Raw genomic sequence first — 15238 nt, 5'->3', positions numbered from 1 at the left:
TATTTCTCACGACAGCGATATCCTTGCCAACGGCTGTACGGAGATATCGGGCGTAAGTTCCTGATAGGAGAGCACGGGTAGCCCGTAGAGATCGACTTCAATAATCTTGCGCATGAATCGGCGGATATCGATAGAGGTCAGCAGCACAGGCTTGTGCGGCTGCTGGCCGACATTGCCTATCGCATCCCGCACCTTATCGACGATTTGCCGTGTGGTGCGAGGGTCGAGGGCGAGATAACTGCCCGCGGAAGTCTGCCGAATGGCATTGCGCACCGTGTCTTCCACTTCCGGCGAAAGTATGTAGGCCGGCAACAGGGTCCTGCCGACAGAATGCCGAAAACAGATTTGCCTTTTCAATGCACAGCGCACATGCTCCGTGAGCAGAACTGTGTCTTTTTCCTTCTGTCCCCATTCGACCAGCGCGGTGAGGATAGTGCGCATGTTGCGCAGCGAAACCTCCTCGGAAACCAGTCGCTTCAAGATCTCAGAAATCGTCTGCAGAGAAATGGTCCGCAGCACCTCTTTTACGAGTTCCGGAAAAGATCTTTCCACCTGATTCAGCAGATTTTTTGTTTCCTGGATTCCGACAAACTCATCTGCTTGCCGACGCAGGACATGGCCAATGTGGTAGCTGAGGATCTGAACCGGTTCCAAAAATGGGATGCTGGCGGCTTGCAACGACTCGCGATGTGCCATCTCCACCCAAGTGGTCTCGATCTGAGGCAGGAATGGCTTATCGAGCAGATACGGAATGCCCACGATTTCAAGGTTCTCGGGGATATCACGAGCCAGGAGGTGATGCGCCCGTAATGATCCTTCACCACATGGAATTTCATTTACCATGATCGTGTAAGCGCCATCCTTGTTGCTGTCGCTGACACGCAGATTAATGCCTGGAAAGGGAACGCCAAGATCGAGAAGAAGCGCCTGCCGCACAGCGGCCAACTCCTTGTCCAGCCAGTCTGGCCGGAAGATGGTCTGAACGTCTCGACTAATGTCGAGCATCAGAGGAACCGTTAGCGTGATTGCATTGCCGCCTTCGCCGCTCCGTACAGCCGGCCCGTCCGACGCCGACACGGGCGCCCTGATGCCTGCGACAGAGTAGGAACTCGACGGCGCTGAAAGCGACCGCCTGCGCTGCAACAACCAGCCACCGCCTCCAGCCAATACTGCCAATATCACGAAAATTGCCAAAGGAAAGCCAGGTACCAAGGAGAACAGAAGTAGGATGAAGGATCCTGCGATCAGGGCACGTGGCTGGGCTGTGATCTCGTCCCCAATCTCACTGCCTAGATCTGAGCCCGTATCCTTGTCGCTTATCCTCGTGACTATAAAGCCTGCCGTGATTGAGGTGAAGAGAGCCGGGATCTGACCGACGAGCCCGTCGCCGATGGTCAGGATGGTGTAAATCTCGAGCGCTTTGTACAGGCTCATGCCCTTTTGCAGAGCACCAACCGCTATGCCGCCAATGATGTTCACGACGATGCTTATCAAGCCTGCGATTGCGTCACCTTTGATGAACTTCATGGCACCGTCCATGGCGGCATACAACTGGCTTTCGCGCTCGATGGCGATGCGGCGCCGACGGGCTTCCTGAATATTGATGGCGCCTGCACGCAGGTCTCCATCGATGCTCATCTGCTTGCCCGGCATCGCATCCAGCGAGAAGCGTGCGGCGACTTCAGCCACCCGCTCGGACCCCTTCGTGACGACTACGAACTGCACGATGGTGATGATCAAGAAAGTAACTGCGCCCACCACGAGATTCCCGGCCACCACGAAATCGCCGAAAGCCTTGATGATCTGACCAGCGTCTGCGTGCAGTAAGATCATGCGTGTCGCAGCGATGCCGAGGGACAACCGAAAGAGCGTTGTCAGCAAAAGCACCGAGGGGAAGGAGACGAACGCGAGGGGCGACTTAATATAGACCGCGACCATCAGCAGCAGCGCGGAGACCCCAAGATTGATAGCCTGCAGCACATCCATCAGAACCGCCGGCAGTGGAATGATCATCATAAAGATGATCGCAACTAGTAGCCCCGCCAGAATAATGTCGTTTCGGCCAGTAGCAACTGCCAGGACCTTGTTGAGAAAATTCACGCTATCCTTCCGAGCGACGCATCCGGCTCAGCCGCCTGTGTCAGCAGGACTGTGACCATTCGCTGACATGCTCTCGCCTCCGATTTGAGGCCGAGTTTCCAATAGGCCTTGACCCGCACCTGCAATATCCGGAATCGCTCCTCATCATTCAGCGCGTGAACCAGAAGCCGGCCAGCCTCGGCTGCGGCCTCCTCGCAGTCTCCCGCTCGCAGCAATGCCAGACAGCGTGCATGTCGTGCCCAGCCCCATCCCGAGTCAACATGATCGAGGGCGAGCAGAAGCTTGGATGCATCGTGAAGAAAGCCAAACTTAATGTAGAGATACGCTAGCACCGATAGCGCATCGCGCTTGTCGGGACTGATAAACGGCTCAGTCATCGGGTCTATCCTCGCATCAAAGCACGGCAAGCGTCGTCGAAAAGGAAACGGTCGAACTGCGCCCGATCGAGTACCGAGAGGGCGTCCCGGAGCACGGCACGATCTGGGTCTCCAGTTTGCGCAGCCAAATCAGCCAGCGATGCATGTGCGGCTTTGAGGGTCACGGCGTATGTCGGCGGCTCAAGGATTCCGGGATTAGCGATCGGAGGCGCGAAGGCGGCCATCATCAGGTCATCCACGGTGGGAGCGACGTATAGCAGATCGAATTGCAAAGCCGACCGAGCATCGACTATCAGGCCTGTTCGCCGCAGTTCCGCCGATCCAGAGACGGTTGGAGCAGAATTCAAGCTACCGGAATCGATCCTAATCATATGTCACCGCGCCGCGGCATCAATTTCGTCGACGAGCCGTACGAGAACCTGCGCCGCGGTTTCTAGAGTTGGAAGATCAGCGCGGTTCTCAGCCATGCTGATGAGCAGGACCAGCAGCGCCTTGCCATAAAAGGCGACGTTCACAATGTGCGGCAGCGTACGATCCGGGTGTACCGCTTTGAGAGCTGCCGCGGCGATCCCCTTGCGGTGAAGCGGCATGGCGCGTGTTAAGTACATTACGACAGAGCCATCGCGACACTCCATGTGGAGATCGCCGGAACGTTCAAAACGCAGCGTTAATGGCGGCGGCTGAGGTGGAAGTCCCATCGACGAGCAAAACGCTTGAATAGAAGCCTGGGCGCTCATGCACTCTCTTCCCGTTCAATGCGAATGTCCATCGCTTCCTCTACTGCCCGCAACGTCGTTTTTCTTGCCTCCAAATCGCGGTAGACTCCGACCGGAATCATCGCGAGAAGATCTCGATATTCGCGCAGTACGGCAATCTGCAGATCAAGGGGAACGGGAGGGATTCCTAACCGTTCAGGAATGGGAATGATCTTCGACGGACCAGGAACGGTATTCTCCACCAGCGGCAATAATTGCCGCATCACGCCGGTAGCGGTGATGTCGATGGTATCTGGCCGCCGCCGTATCCGTTCTACCATCTTTTGGCAGCACTCGTGCACGGTATCCAGCACGCGCAGCGCCGATAATCCGCTGAGGATCTCCCATAGCCGAGCAGGCTCGACCGACGGCCCAGCCGAAGCGATGTCCTCGCCGAGCGCACGCGTAAGAAAAGCGACATGCCGTGCAAAGCCCTCGACTCCAAACTTACTGAGAATCTCCCTATAAAGCCGGAGCGGTCCTGGATCGCCGGAGACCGTGGCCCGATACAAATCACGCAGCTCTGCAGCGAGCCTCTGATCACCCGCCGCTACTTCAGACGCTGCCACGGAAACATTGAGGCCGGCACGAATAGCCACCCCCTGCTTGGCCATGAGTTGGGCCTTGGCCCCATCCGTCCGTACGGCAAGCTGGTCGAGGCCCTCGCGTCGCAACTCTCGTGCCGCCAGATCGAGTGCCGCATAGGCATAAGAGGGGTCAGCGAACCGCTGGCGAACTTTTCGGAGTATGTCCTGCAAGGCAGGATCGTCGCTGCGGATATCGCGCAACAGCCCCGGCAACTCGGTATGATCGAAATACGGGAGACGTTCGAAATAGGCATCAATGTCATGGACCGCGCTGAGCGACGCCGCTATGCGCCCCTCCGAGATTTTGCGCTCAGTTAGCGCCTTTGACTCGATCGCCTCGGAAAAACCGAAAGTGCGTTCTTCCCTTGCCTGTTCCAAGAGGGTCGCGTGTGTAGGCCCCGCCAGGCGAACAGCTTCACCGCGCCATGAGCCCACCTGGACCGGGATCGGCTCGATCGCCATCCGATCAGGGCAAAGGCGTGAAGGGGCCGTTTCGAATACTGTCCAATCAGACATCACTTCGGCTCCGCGCGGTCTTACGGCGGATCGCTCTGGGCGTCCCGCCAACCTCTATACTTCTGGGTCCCGGCGGCAGTGCACTGCAAATTGCCGAGGTACGGGCTTGCTCGCTGGCCGACTTGCCGTTCCGTGGCTGGGTGGTGCAAGGCTGGGTGGATCCGCATGTTCCCCACCATTTAAGGCTCCGTGCTCGCTCCTGTCGAAGCTACGTCTGGGCAGCGCACATCGAAGCGAACTGTGCCAGTGGGCTGCGCTCATTCCCTTTTCGGCGCGCCAAAGATATCAGTCCATATCTACTATAACGTCATGACATGCATAACAAATATTAAGCCGTTATGAGCACATACAAAATGAATATGGGACTCAGCAATTAATCCGAAGCCGCAGGAAATCTTGTACCGTAGGCCAGCTGAAACAGTGATTGACGCGACCGATCGCCGGCCCCGGTCTCCAGCTTTACAAAGAGCTCGAAGAACCTCCGCGACAGGTAGATGTGATGGAATATATTCGTCTACTAGACCGTCATCCAGCAGCGCGTGCGCCAGCGGATGGTTTCACATCACCGGCACAGCGGTAGCCATCGTGGCGCCGGTCCTATGCTGCGCCATGAGATCGGTACCGATGGCACTGATCAGGGGTAAGGGAGTACGCTTCCGATCCGCAATAAATCGCCACGCAAAAATACATCGGATTGTTGATCAAGACGGTCCCCTGCGCGACCGGTTGGTTATGCCTTTGGTGAGCAACTCCATGTGGAGTTGTTTGCGTTTTGCAAAGACCAGGGGGGCACCGTTATTCTCCTTGTATTCTCGCTTCACCTCCTCCTTCGACATCATGTTTTTCTTCGTGAATTGCCAACGCTGGAATGCGAAGTCCCCAATCGCCACCGTGAGAAAACTCAATGCCGCATAGATGGCGATACCGAGCAGCAGGTTACCAGTCATCACTCTTAAGCAGGATATCCCGCAACTCGGGGTCCAGACGAGCGCATGCACACCGTCGCGCAGCACGAGCAGCAGAACCGAGCCGAGTACCAAGATCTTTCCGATCGATTTGGCCAATTCAATGAAATTCCCCAACGAAACCATCCTTTTGACGTTCTCACTGGGGCTCAGCTTAGTCAGCGCCGGGGCGGCCGCCTTGGGCGTGAACATCGGGCCATTCTGTAAGACGTTGGCGCCCGCGCCGATCACCAGAACGATGCCGATGAAGGGCGCGAGCATATGTTGTAGTTCGGCAATATAGGACTGTAGGAGCTTTTGAGTGACGCTCAGGAGGTCGCCTTCGAGAAGCGGTATAGGCAGCAGGATCATTGCCTCAAGGCGGTCTATCATGCCGGACAAGGAGGCGAAGAACAGAGCGAAGAATGCGATGGTCAGTGCTGCGGAAACGACTTCATTGCTCCGCGCCACCTGTCCCTTCCTGCGCAGGTCGCGCAGCCTTTTGGGGGTAGGCTTTTCGGTCTTCCCGCCGCTCATGACAACCACGTGCTGATGAGGTTGAATATTGCGCCTTGTGTTGGCACGCGTTGATCGGCCTCCGTCAGAACGATCATGAGCGAAAGGACCAAGACCAGGAGGGCCACCGCACTCTTGACCGACATGGCGATAAAGAAGACCTGCAGTTGCGGTGCAAAGCGGCCGATCAGTGCCAGAGCCAATTCGCTGAGGAACATAACAACGATGGCTGGACCGGCGAGAAGTAAAGTCAGTTGCATGACGACATCTGCGAGATGCAGAACCCCCGTTGGGAATGCCGGACCGAACGCCGGCTGCAAGCTCCACAGAGGCCAGACCTCATGGGAGCGGTAGAGCGCTTCGATCAATGCGGAGAAGCCGCCAGTGGCAAACAGCCATGTGACGAAGAGCTGGGCGAACAGCGTTCCAAGCGGCGAAACCTGATTGCCGCTCGCCGGATTCAAGAGGCTTGCCATCGCGGCGCCCCTTTGGTTGTCAATGAAGGTGCCCGCCGCCTCAACACCCAGATGGTCGCGGCAATTGGCATGCCGAGTACCAGCCCGAGCAAGAGTTCCTTCAGCACTAGGCCCATGACCAGCGTCAGATCCCAGGTGTCGAGGTTCGCAGGCCTAGTTGCCCAAGCATGCGCCATCACCGGGAAGCTTAATGCCGTGATCGTGCCGTTTCGCGCCAGTCCGGTCATAATGCCGCGCCCTAGAATAGGTATAATCAGCATCATGCCCGTCGTACGAGTCGTCGCGAGCGCAAAGACGACAAGGGCAGTGTGCAAGAGAGATGGATCAAGTGGCGACATCAGACGGACCAAGTAAGATGGTCGAGAGTGCCTCGCTAGGATCGCCCGCATAATTGCCGCGGGAGAGGGCAGACCGGTCGGGATTATTCTTGAACCGTTGCACTTACATGGCTCCGATATTGTCGAAAACGTTTAGCGTATACTGGTAGAGCTCCCCACCGATCCAGCTCCCAGTTGTCATCAAAACCAGGCTCACGCATATCAATTTCACCGCGAACGGAAGTGTCTGCTCATTAACCTGGGTTAGGGCCTGCACCAAGCTGACGACCAGCCCAACCGCCGTAGCAACGACGATCGTGGGCATCGACAAAACCAGAGTCAGTTTCAGCGCGTCGACGGCCATGTTGGCCAGAGTGGCGGTACTCATCACGATGGTCCCGCATAGGACAAGACGAGACCGTGAATCAGGCGCTGCCATCCGTTCACAGAGACGAACAAGAACAGTTTGAAGGGCAGGGAGATCGTCATCGGCGAAACCATCATCATACCCATCGCCAGAAGGATGTTCGAAATCACGAGGTCGATGACGATGAAGGGCAGGAACAGCAGGAAACCTATCTTGAACGCGTCCTCCAACTCGGATGTTATGAATGCCGGGATCACAATCATAAAATCGCTATCGCTTACCGCATCGGCGTCCCGTTCGTTCCACAATTCACGGGTCGCATTGGCGAAGAATTGTCGTTCCTGTTGCGACGTGTTCTTCAGGAGAAAATTGCGAAAGGGCTCTACAGCAAGCGGTATCGTTTCGCCGAGCCCACGGAGATCTTCGGACACGATCTCCTTGTGCCGCACTGCTTCATATGCGTTCTTGGCCGCTGGCTGCATGATATATACCGAGAGCAGGATGGCGACCGCATTCATCGCCATGTTCGGCGGGATGTTTTGGACGCCGAGGGCATTTCGGATCAGGCCGAACACGACCACGAGCTTGACGTACGACGTAACCGTAATCGCAAGGAACGGGACGACCGCGATCGCGCCGATCAAGGCGATCATTGTAACGGGATCAGGCAACCCGGTGTTCATGACTCGGCGCGTTTTAGGCGGATGTCTGCGACACGCACACCTGTCCGATCGGCGATGCGCACCAACTCGCCCGCAGCGACCACCTGGCCATTGACTCGCAAAGTGATATTGGTCGTGGCGTCGAAGCCGAGATCCAATACCTGGCCCACAGCGAGTTCACGAAGCTGCTTGAGAGACATGGTCAGGCGTCCGACCTCCACATCGACCACTAGGTCGATGCTGTCGAAGGTTTCCGAAGGGAGAGAGTCTGATTTACCCATCATGTGATCCACCGCTGAGAGTACTGCAAGGCGGCCATCCAGGATCGAGGCGCGAAATCGTGCATTGCCAGACAGGCACAGTAGAACGGTCATCGCGCCGTCACGAGCGACCGGTGAGGCGTCGAGCAGGATGACGTCGCGCGGCGCGAGTGCCTGTAGTTCCGCCAAGCTAAGGCTCACACGGGCGACTCTTAGATCGAGAGACAACGCCAGATCGTCGAGGAGTGCGCACACGACCGGCATCCGATCGCAGCAGCAGATGGTGATCCATTCGAGTCCGTCGGCATCGAATTCTACTAGCCCGAGGAGTTTGTCCGGACCGTCCAAGCGAACAATCCCAATCGCGTAGGGGAGCACTTCGGTGATCTCGGACGAAGACCAGATGGGCCGCTGACCGCACCATCGTTCCACCTGGATCGCCACCTCGCGTAGAACGATGTCGAACAGGATTTCCCGCAAGCCGGGATCCAGTGGCAGCGTCGTGATGTCTGGCCAATGTGTCACCGCTACGGGCGGAAGGAGAGTCGAGTGGATCGCGATGCGGAAATTGTGCCCGTGTAGGCGTACCATAAGCCGGCGGCAATCTGCCGGGACAGGCGGAGGTGTCCAATCGGGCATGACGGCTGCCACGTCGATGCCAGCGAGGCTGAAAGCGGCCGGCAAGCGAGTTGCAAGACGCGAAATGGCGGCGGCCTCTCGTGAACTATAGCAAGGCAGATCGATCACGTGCACCTCTCGGCTACATAGTGAAGAACTCGCTGGAGCCCGCGCGACCGTCGGTTGGGCCGCCAAGGAAATGGAGTTTTAGTCCGCGCCTCGTCGCTGCGTTATCTCAAGCTCGTGACTGCCGAGACCCTTGCCGGGACATCCTCCAAGGGCCCACATCGCTTCTTGAGCGTTTACGAGCCCCACTCGACCTCCCAAAGTGCGGGCATAGCGACGCGGTAGCCCGCCCCGCGGGTGGGGCGGAACGGTCACTTTTCGTGACGGCCGCCAACGCAGCATACCTACTAGCGAGCACCCTCGCATCACGTCGATGACTAACGATGCGGACGGCCGTCGCAATGGACTCGATCGGTTCGGACAGGCTGTCGATTCAAGTCATTTTCGGTCCAATGATCATTCCCCGTCATGGCGACGGAATCCCGAAATCACTCCGCTCGCCAGGAAGGGGCGCCCGCTCAATCGTCGAGCTGTCTTTCACATTCCAATCTACTCAACGCGGGCCAGAAGCAAATACTATGTCGATATTGGATCATCTGCCCTTCTTATGAATGAGATCTGATATGCATCCACCCTGAGTGCTCTTGATAGGCAGCGGCGGCGTTGTCACGTTGTTTGAAATGTGGCCGCGTGAGGCCGACACCGCGCTTTTCAGGCAGGCCGTGCACTCACGGCCTCCCACGCGGCCATTGCCTGGCGTCGATGGGTTCGAATTTGTGCTGCCGAGCGGTTGGTCTGGGAGGGGACGAAGAGATTTCGGACGGCGGAGAAGATCGACACGAAATGCTGCAATGAGCCGACCGACCGGAAACCCTGTCGCGTTCGTTCCCGTTTTCGGAATGGCAGGTGAGAATTCTCCGCCCGGTTGTTCAAGCCTTTATGCGAGCGGTGTTCCACGTTCGGCATGAGCTGGCGTTGGGCCGCCCCGTAGGAGCGCAGTTTGTCGGTGATCATACGCTTTGGCGGCAGACCCTGTTCTTCAGAAGTCGCGTCAGCAGGCGCCTGGCGGCCTTGGTGTTGCGACGCGTCTGGACAATCTCGTCGAGCACATATCCGTCCTGATCAACCGCTCTCCACAACCAGCACTTCTGACCGTTGATGCGCACCACGACTTCATCCAGATGCCAGACATCGTCTTTCGTTGGTGCCTTGCGGCGTATGCGGCGCGCATAATCAGGGCCGTGCTTTCGGCACCATCGGCGGATGGTCTCGTAGGAAACGACGATCCCGCGATCGAGCAGCATTTCCTCGACATCGCGCAGGCTCAGATTGAAGCGGAAGTAGAGCCAGACAGCACGGGCCACGATTTCGATCGGATAGCGGTGGTTCTTGTAGGTCGGTGCACTCACGGTCATGGGCGCGCTGCTACCTTAATTTCCTTACCCCTCAATCAATGTGACAGCACCCCTGGCGATCTTTCGGAGCTTGGCCTTTACGCCCCCGCTTGGCGTCCTCTGTTGGACGGGTTTGCTTCGCCGCGGCGCGAACCGCTGTCCCTTGGGAAATGCCTGATCGATTGTTCAGAGACGCTTCCCGCATGGTTGTCGCGTTGCCTCAAGGAAAATGTTACCGCGCGGCTTGGTTGCCTCACCTAACCCGAAAAATTCAGGGTGGTTGGCGGATGTGGCGCAAGCCGTTGAAATGACGTAGGATTTGGTTGCTAAAGCCGATCCGAATCATTTCCCGGAGACCACACCCGCCATGAATGATCTTACCCTGCCGCTGAGCGGTTTGTCATCAGTGGGCGGCAAGTCCGTCGTCGCCCGTTTCGACGGCGGCATGTTGTCTTCCAACTGTGGCGTTCTGGTGCTGGCCGAGGTGGAAAAACGACTGCGGGTGGCCGACCGTCTGGCGCGTTGCATCGATGATCCGCGCTGCCCGGACCAGGTCGTCCACAGCCTGGCGGACATGATCGGCTTTCGCATTAAGATGATCGCCGCCGGCTATGAGGATGGCAATGACGCCAACCAGCTGCGCTCCGATCCGGTCTTCAAGATGGCCCAGGATGCGCTGCCGTCGGGTCGGGATCTGGCCTCCCAGTCGACGATCTGCCGGCTGGAGAACCTGCCCGGCGTGCGGGAGCTGGTCGCGATGGGGCGGGCGATGGCCGATCTCTATTGCGCTTCCTTCCGGCAGGTGCCGAAGCGGATTGTGCTCGACATCGACGACACGTTTGACGCCGTACATGGCGGCCAGCAATTGCGCCTGTTCAACGCGCATTACGACGAATACGGCTTCCAGCCGATCGTAGTGTTCGACGGTGCGGGCCGGTTCGTCAGCGCGATCCTGCGACCGGCCAGGCGGCCGAGCGGGGCTGAGATCTGCCCCCACCTGCGCCGCCTGGTGCGGGCGATCCGGAGCAATTGGCCGAACACACGGATTCTGATCCGGGCCGACAGCCACTACTGCGGTCCGCAGGTCATCGACTGGTGCCGCGCCAACGGTGTAGACTTCATCCTCGGCGTGGCGCCCACCACGACGCTGCGCGAGCATGTCGCGCATCTGGAAGCCACCACGCTGGCGCGTTTTGAGGCGTCGGCGAAATCGAACAAGGTCCGCCGCTTCAAGGAGTTCTTTGACGGCGCCGCCAGTTGGAGCCGCGTGGAGCGCATCATCGCGCGGGTCGAGGTCGGCGCCAAAGGAGCCGACACCCGCTTCATCGTCACCAATCTGGCCAGTGGCAAGCCAAGGCGCTCTACGAGGACCTCTACTGCCGGCGCGGCGCGGCCGAGAACCACATCAAGTCCTGGAAGACGCATCTTGCCGCCGACCGCACATCCTGCACAAGAGCGACGGCCAACCAGTTCCGGCTCTTCCTGCATGCCGGCGCCTATTGGCTGATGTGGGCCTGCGCGCTGCGATGCCGAAACGCTCGAGCTTTGCCGTCGCCCAATTCGACACGCTGCGATTGCGCCTCATCAAAATCGCCGCGCGGGTGGTCGAGATGAAAACGCAAATCCGCCTGCACCTGCCGACATCCTGCCCCGACCAGCGTATTCTGCGCATCGTCCTCGATCGCATTCCCCAACTCGCGACATAACGATGGGGCGCAGGCGCCCCGAAACGAACCCGCCGAGCGCAACCTGCAAACCCCGCCTGCCATCACGACGGATCATCGCCGGCGCCCGACGAGGCTTATCAAAATGCACCCCGAGGGCGGCCAGATCGCCGATGCAGGCCGCCGAAAGCTGATCGCCGTGCATCAAGGCGGCTAAAATGTTACCCGTGAAGGCGAATAACATTCCTGATGAGGCACTCGGTAACAAAATTAGGTGAGGCAACACGACACATGGTCTGCAACGCTCACGTCGGCAGGACCCAATGTCTATCCATTGCGCGCTTCAGCGCGGCGTCCAACTCGGAGCCGGTTCTGTACAAGGGCATTTGCGCCTCGTTGATCCAGCCGAAGCCGAGATGTCGGAAGTGATCCGCTGGCACCGTGACCCGGCCTTTGTCCAGTTCCCGAACGAAGTCCGCCGACCAATCGTGGATCGTATATGCTTCAAGTTTATCCATCATCCCCCGCCAGCGTTGGACGCGCTCTTCGCATGGCATGTTGGCCGCTTTGGAAATCGCGGTCGCGATCTCGTCAGGGCGGTTCGGATCCACCACCAGCGCTTCGTTGTGATTGAAGTCTTCGGCCGCACCTGCAAACTTCGATAAGACCAGAACGCCGGGATCGCTCGGATCTTGCGAAGCGACATATTCTTTCGCTACCAGATTCATGCCGTCACGCAAGGGTGTCACTACCCCGACGTGCGCGGCGCGGTAATAACCCGCGAGTTTAGCTTGGGAGAAAGGTTCCTTTTGATATTGAATCGGCTCCCATTCGCCGATGCGATGCTCGCTATTGACCTGGGCGACCAACCTGTCGACATTCTCCTGATACTCTCCATAGCCTTGGACGTCGGCGCGTGAGGGCAAGGCGATCTGTAAGAGCGAAATGCTACGCGGCTCGGCTGCGAACACCTGATTGAAGGCCTCGATCCGGTTGTCAATACCCTTAGTATAGTCGAGCCGATCAACGGCGATGGCAAGCTTCGCGCCATCGCACTTCTTCCGCACAACCGAGATATCCTTTTCGTGCTCCACGAGCGACTTCGGAGCATATTCTGAGAACTGCTTGGGATCGATACCGATCGGAAATTTTTGGCAACGTGTCCGACCACGCTCCGAGATCACTATGCCGTTCTTGCTCTCCAATCCAAGATGGGAACGTAGGCAGGCAAGGAAGTTATTCAGATCACAGTTGGTCTGAAAGCCGAGCAGATCGTACTCCAGCATCGATCGCATTAGTTCACGATGATTGGGTACTCGCTCCACCATGTCAGGCGCCGGCCATGGCGTATGTAGGAAGAAGCCGATCGGACGCTCCATGCCGAGGCTATGCAGATCAGCGCCTAACGGAATAAGGTGATAATCATGCACCCAGAATGCGTCGCGATCCCTAAAGTCGAACGCCGCGCGAGCCATGAAGGCGTTGATCTCGCAATAGCTTTCATAATGCTGCCGCGAACCCGAAATTCGGTCGGGCAGCGAGTGAAACGCCGGCCACAATGTCGAATTCGCAAAACCTCCATAGTACCCAGGATAGTGCGCGCTCGGCAGATCGAGCCTCGCCACATGCCCCTCGCCACGTGGCATGAGTTGCACAGTCGCGGCGTTGTCATCGCTCAAATTGCCCGAGGACCCCATCCAGAGGGCGCCTAAACATCCCACGACAGCCTCGAGGGCCGCGGCTAGGCCGCCCGTCTTCGGTTGCAGGGGGTCAAATGTCGAAACGCGGTTTGAGATGACGACAAGCTTTGGTTGCTGGGCTGCCTCACCGAGATGGTCCTCATGCTGGGTAGAGCCAACACAAGGGGAAGGATCTGCGCTGGATGCCGGCGCTGGGTGCTGTGCTGCCTCGCGCAGGTGGTGATCAAAGGCTGCATGCCGCATGGGTGAGGCTGCCGCGTAAACAGTGTTATTGATTCTATCCATTTTACATCTCCGTCTAGATCTCGAGTTGATGCAGTCTTGGAGATTGCAGCTGCTAGTCGCGGACTTTTCAGCTCACATTAGGAGGTCAGCTTTCGAGAAGCTGACGAGACTGAGTGCCATGATGGGCCCGTTCATTGGCCCTATGAGCGGCCGAGCACCCCTGCCTGATACGCAAGCGGGGCTTTACACCCGTACGCAGGACGACGGACCGGGATCGCTGCGGGGTTGAGCACCAGCATCAGTGGCTCGCCCGATCTGCGGGGTGGCCTCCCCCTCCTGGCTCCCCCGTAGCGGTCTTCCGGCAATAAACGTGCCTGCGTGACCCGTCCACGGCGAGCTCTACGCATGTTCGGCTCTTCGGGCCAGTTGCTGAATCCATTTGCGAGATGCGATAGGTCCTGCGGAATAAACCCAGCGATCCGGGTCCCGCGGCGAACGATCTCATTTGCGATTGCGGCTGTGGCTTGGCGACAGTGCGCCTCTTCCGGCCACTTGCTGAAACCATTTGCCCGTAACGACAGATCTTGACCACTCAGCTCACCAAGTACTCCGCTTTGTTGGTGACAGATTTGAGCGATTCTGATCGTTCCGTCGCGACATTTCGTCGACAATGGGTCCCGACCGAATGACAATGCGAGGAGTGAGTGCGCTTTGGGTTCGATCTGCCTCATCAGCGCGAGATCGAGCCCCGATATCCGAGCAGCAAGGGCCCTGCAAGCTTCTATTCCCGCCTGCCCTCCCGCATCCTTGCTCACCGCGTTGCATGTGGTGGCGTATCCCCATGACCGCCCCGCGACGATATCGTCCTCCAACCGCAAGAGGTATTTGCTGTCAAAATCGACGGCGGCCTTTTGTAGAAACGTAGTTTTATCCGGCATCCGCAGGCGGTTGGAACACTTTACTACCTCTGTCGAGAATCCACAGATGTTGCCCGCTTGATAAATTGCTCTTAGTGCGGCAAGAAGCTCGTCTGAATAGCGTGGAGCAGGTCGCTCAAAGCTTGCATGGACACTCGGCGCGGCTACGGCCGTCCGATCGCCGCGCCAATGCTCGTCACCGGAGCGCGAGGAGCCTTCTTCCCGATTGAGTGCGCCACGATCGTGTCGCTGGGGCGGGCGCACGACCGATTGCGAGCCCTCGGCCGCCTGATCGCCGTGCCAGGGTTTGTCTCCGAAATGCGAGCAGCTTTCCTCCCTGCGCAAACCACGCCGCCTCCCACGTGCGCCAACAGAGGGATCGGGAGACGCGTCGTGCAGGATATTACCGGTGCGAACGGGTCCACCCTCTGGAGTTTCAAGGTCCGAGCGCGTCCGATCCATGAGCGAATTGAACTGTGGGCCACCTTCTCGAGAGGCAGGATCGCGGGGCCCAGCTGTGTCCTCCGCGCCGCTGACTCTGACTTGCCAACTGTACGAGCTGCCAAGTCGACCAATACCCGTCATAGTCCAAAACAAGTACAAACGAGAATGCAATTGACCACGGTCATTCCTTCCGAATTGTCACGCTTTGGGTGTCCACATGCTCGTGCGACTAGTCTAACGGAAGCGACTTGTGGTTAGCCGAGACCTTGTTTTTGGCGCATTACACTTGCACCAAATCAGTTGCGGCAACACGGCATAAAAGTTTAGCCATTT

Annotated in this window: 10 protein-coding genes and 3 pseudogenes; 1 reads left to right on the top strand and 12 read right to left on the bottom strand. The window is 58.2% G+C overall.

Annotation, left to right across the window (positions count from 1 at the left end; all coding sequences use genetic code 11):
* Window positions 1–6 precede the first annotated feature (6 nt).
* From sctV to AC0V8S_RS39080, 11 genes and pseudogenes are all read right to left on the bottom strand, one after another.
* Window positions 7–2100 carry a type III secretion system export apparatus subunit SctV gene (sctV, locus tag AC0V8S_RS39130; protein WP_258598886.1) on the bottom strand — a complete coding sequence of 698 codons (2094 nt, stop codon included), beginning with the start codon at window positions 2098–2100 and terminating at the stop codon, window positions 7–9.
* On the bottom strand, window positions 2097–2477 hold the full coding sequence (locus tag AC0V8S_RS39125) for a hypothetical protein (RefSeq protein ID WP_183455440.1): 381 nt from the start codon (window positions 2475–2477) through the stop codon (window positions 2097–2099). The genes sctV and AC0V8S_RS39125 overlap by 4 nt, the downstream gene beginning before the upstream one ends.
* Window positions 2478–2482: 5 nt before the next feature.
* Window positions 2483–2848 carry a type III secretion apparatus assembly protein SctX gene (gene sctX, locus AC0V8S_RS39120; protein ID WP_413776947.1) on the bottom strand — a complete coding sequence of 122 codons (366 nt, stop codon included), beginning with the start codon at window positions 2846–2848 and terminating at the stop codon, window positions 2483–2485.
* A 3-nt stretch (window positions 2849–2851) separates the two neighbouring features.
* Window positions 2852–3214, bottom strand: a complete 363-nt coding sequence (locus AC0V8S_RS39115) for a type III secretion system chaperone family protein (RefSeq protein ID WP_183455438.1) — start codon at window positions 3212–3214, stop codon at window positions 2852–2854.
* The gene (gene sctW, locus AC0V8S_RS39110) at window positions 3211–4335 is read right to left on the bottom strand and encodes a type III secretion system gatekeeper subunit SctW (RefSeq protein ID WP_258598885.1); all 1125 of its coding nucleotides are present in this window, start codon (window positions 4333–4335) and stop codon (window positions 3211–3213) included. Before sctW ends, AC0V8S_RS39115 begins: the two co-directional genes overlap by 4 nt.
* Window positions 4336–5036: 701 nt before the next feature.
* A complete protein-coding gene (locus AC0V8S_RS39105; protein ID WP_475438958.1) occupies window positions 5037–5816 on the bottom strand; it encodes an EscU/YscU/HrcU family type III secretion system export apparatus switch protein in 780 nt (259 codons plus the stop codon).
* Window positions 5813–6531, bottom strand: a pseudogene (gene sctT, locus AC0V8S_RS39100) (type III secretion system export apparatus subunit SctT). The gene AC0V8S_RS39105 and the pseudogene sctT overlap by 4 nt, the downstream one beginning before the upstream one ends.
* Window positions 6532–6712: 181 nt before the next feature.
* The gene (gene sctS / locus AC0V8S_RS39095; protein ID WP_183455434.1) at window positions 6713–6976 is read right to left on the bottom strand and encodes a type III secretion system export apparatus subunit SctS; all 264 of its coding nucleotides are present in this window, start codon (window positions 6974–6976) and stop codon (window positions 6713–6715) included.
* Entirely contained in the window at window positions 6976–7638 is a 663-nt protein-coding gene (gene sctR, locus AC0V8S_RS39090; protein WP_475438957.1) for a type III secretion system export apparatus subunit SctR, read from the bottom strand. Before sctR ends, sctS begins: the two co-directional genes overlap by 1 nt.
* Window positions 7635–8357, bottom strand: coding sequence for a type III secretion system cytoplasmic ring protein SctQ (gene sctQ / locus AC0V8S_RS39085; RefSeq protein WP_183455432.1), 723 nt, complete (start codon window positions 8355–8357; stop codon window positions 7635–7637). The genes sctR and sctQ overlap by 4 nt, the downstream gene beginning before the upstream one ends.
* A gap of 915 nt (window positions 8358–9272) precedes the next feature.
* Window positions 9273–9976, bottom strand: a pseudogene (locus tag AC0V8S_RS39080) (IS6 family transposase).
* Window positions 9977–10322: 346 nt separating this feature from the next.
* Between AC0V8S_RS39080 and AC0V8S_RS39075 the strand changes: the two are divergent.
* Window positions 10323–11661 (top strand): annotated as a pseudogene (locus AC0V8S_RS39075) (IS1380 family transposase).
* Window positions 11662–11924: 263 nt separating this feature from the next.
* Here AC0V8S_RS39075 and AC0V8S_RS39070 read toward each other — a convergent pair.
* A complete protein-coding gene (locus tag AC0V8S_RS39070) occupies window positions 11925–13604 on the bottom strand; it encodes an alpha,alpha-trehalose-phosphate synthase (UDP-forming) (RefSeq protein WP_475438956.1) in 1680 nt (559 codons plus the stop codon).
* Window positions 13605–15238: the final 1634 nt, after the last annotated feature.

Source organism: Mesorhizobium oxytropidicola (assembly GCF_056174625.1).
This window is presented reverse-complemented; position numbering and strand designations above follow the sequence as displayed.

Excerpts from the sequence above, each read along its gene's own strand:
- sctX (WP_413776947.1), bottom strand. The coding sequence starts at position 2,848 with ATGATTAGGATCGATTCCGGTAGCTTGAATTCTGCTCCAACCGTCTCT.
- sctR (WP_475438957.1), bottom strand. The coding sequence starts at position 7,638 with ATGAACACCGGGTTGCCTGATCCCGTTACAATGATCGCCTTGATCGGC.
- AC0V8S_RS39070 (WP_475438956.1), bottom strand. The coding sequence starts at position 13,604 with ATGGATAGAATCAATAACACTGTTTACGCGGCAGCCTCACCCATGCGG.
- AC0V8S_RS39105 (WP_475438958.1), bottom strand. The coding sequence starts at position 5,816 with ATGAGCGGCGGGAAGACCGAAAAGCCTACCCCCAAAAGGCTGCGCGAC.
- sctW (WP_258598885.1), bottom strand. The coding sequence starts at position 4,335 with ATGTCTGATTGGACAGTATTCGAAACGGCCCCTTCACGCCTTTGCCCT.
- sctS (WP_183455434.1), bottom strand. The coding sequence starts at position 6,976 with ATGAGTACCGCCACTCTGGCCAACATGGCCGTCGACGCGCTGAAACTG.
- AC0V8S_RS39115 (WP_183455438.1), bottom strand. The coding sequence starts at position 3,214 with ATGAGCGCCCAGGCTTCTATTCAAGCGTTTTGCTCGTCGATGGGACTT.
- AC0V8S_RS39125 (WP_183455440.1), bottom strand. The coding sequence starts at position 2,477 with ATGACTGAGCCGTTTATCAGTCCCGACAAGCGCGATGCGCTATCGGTG.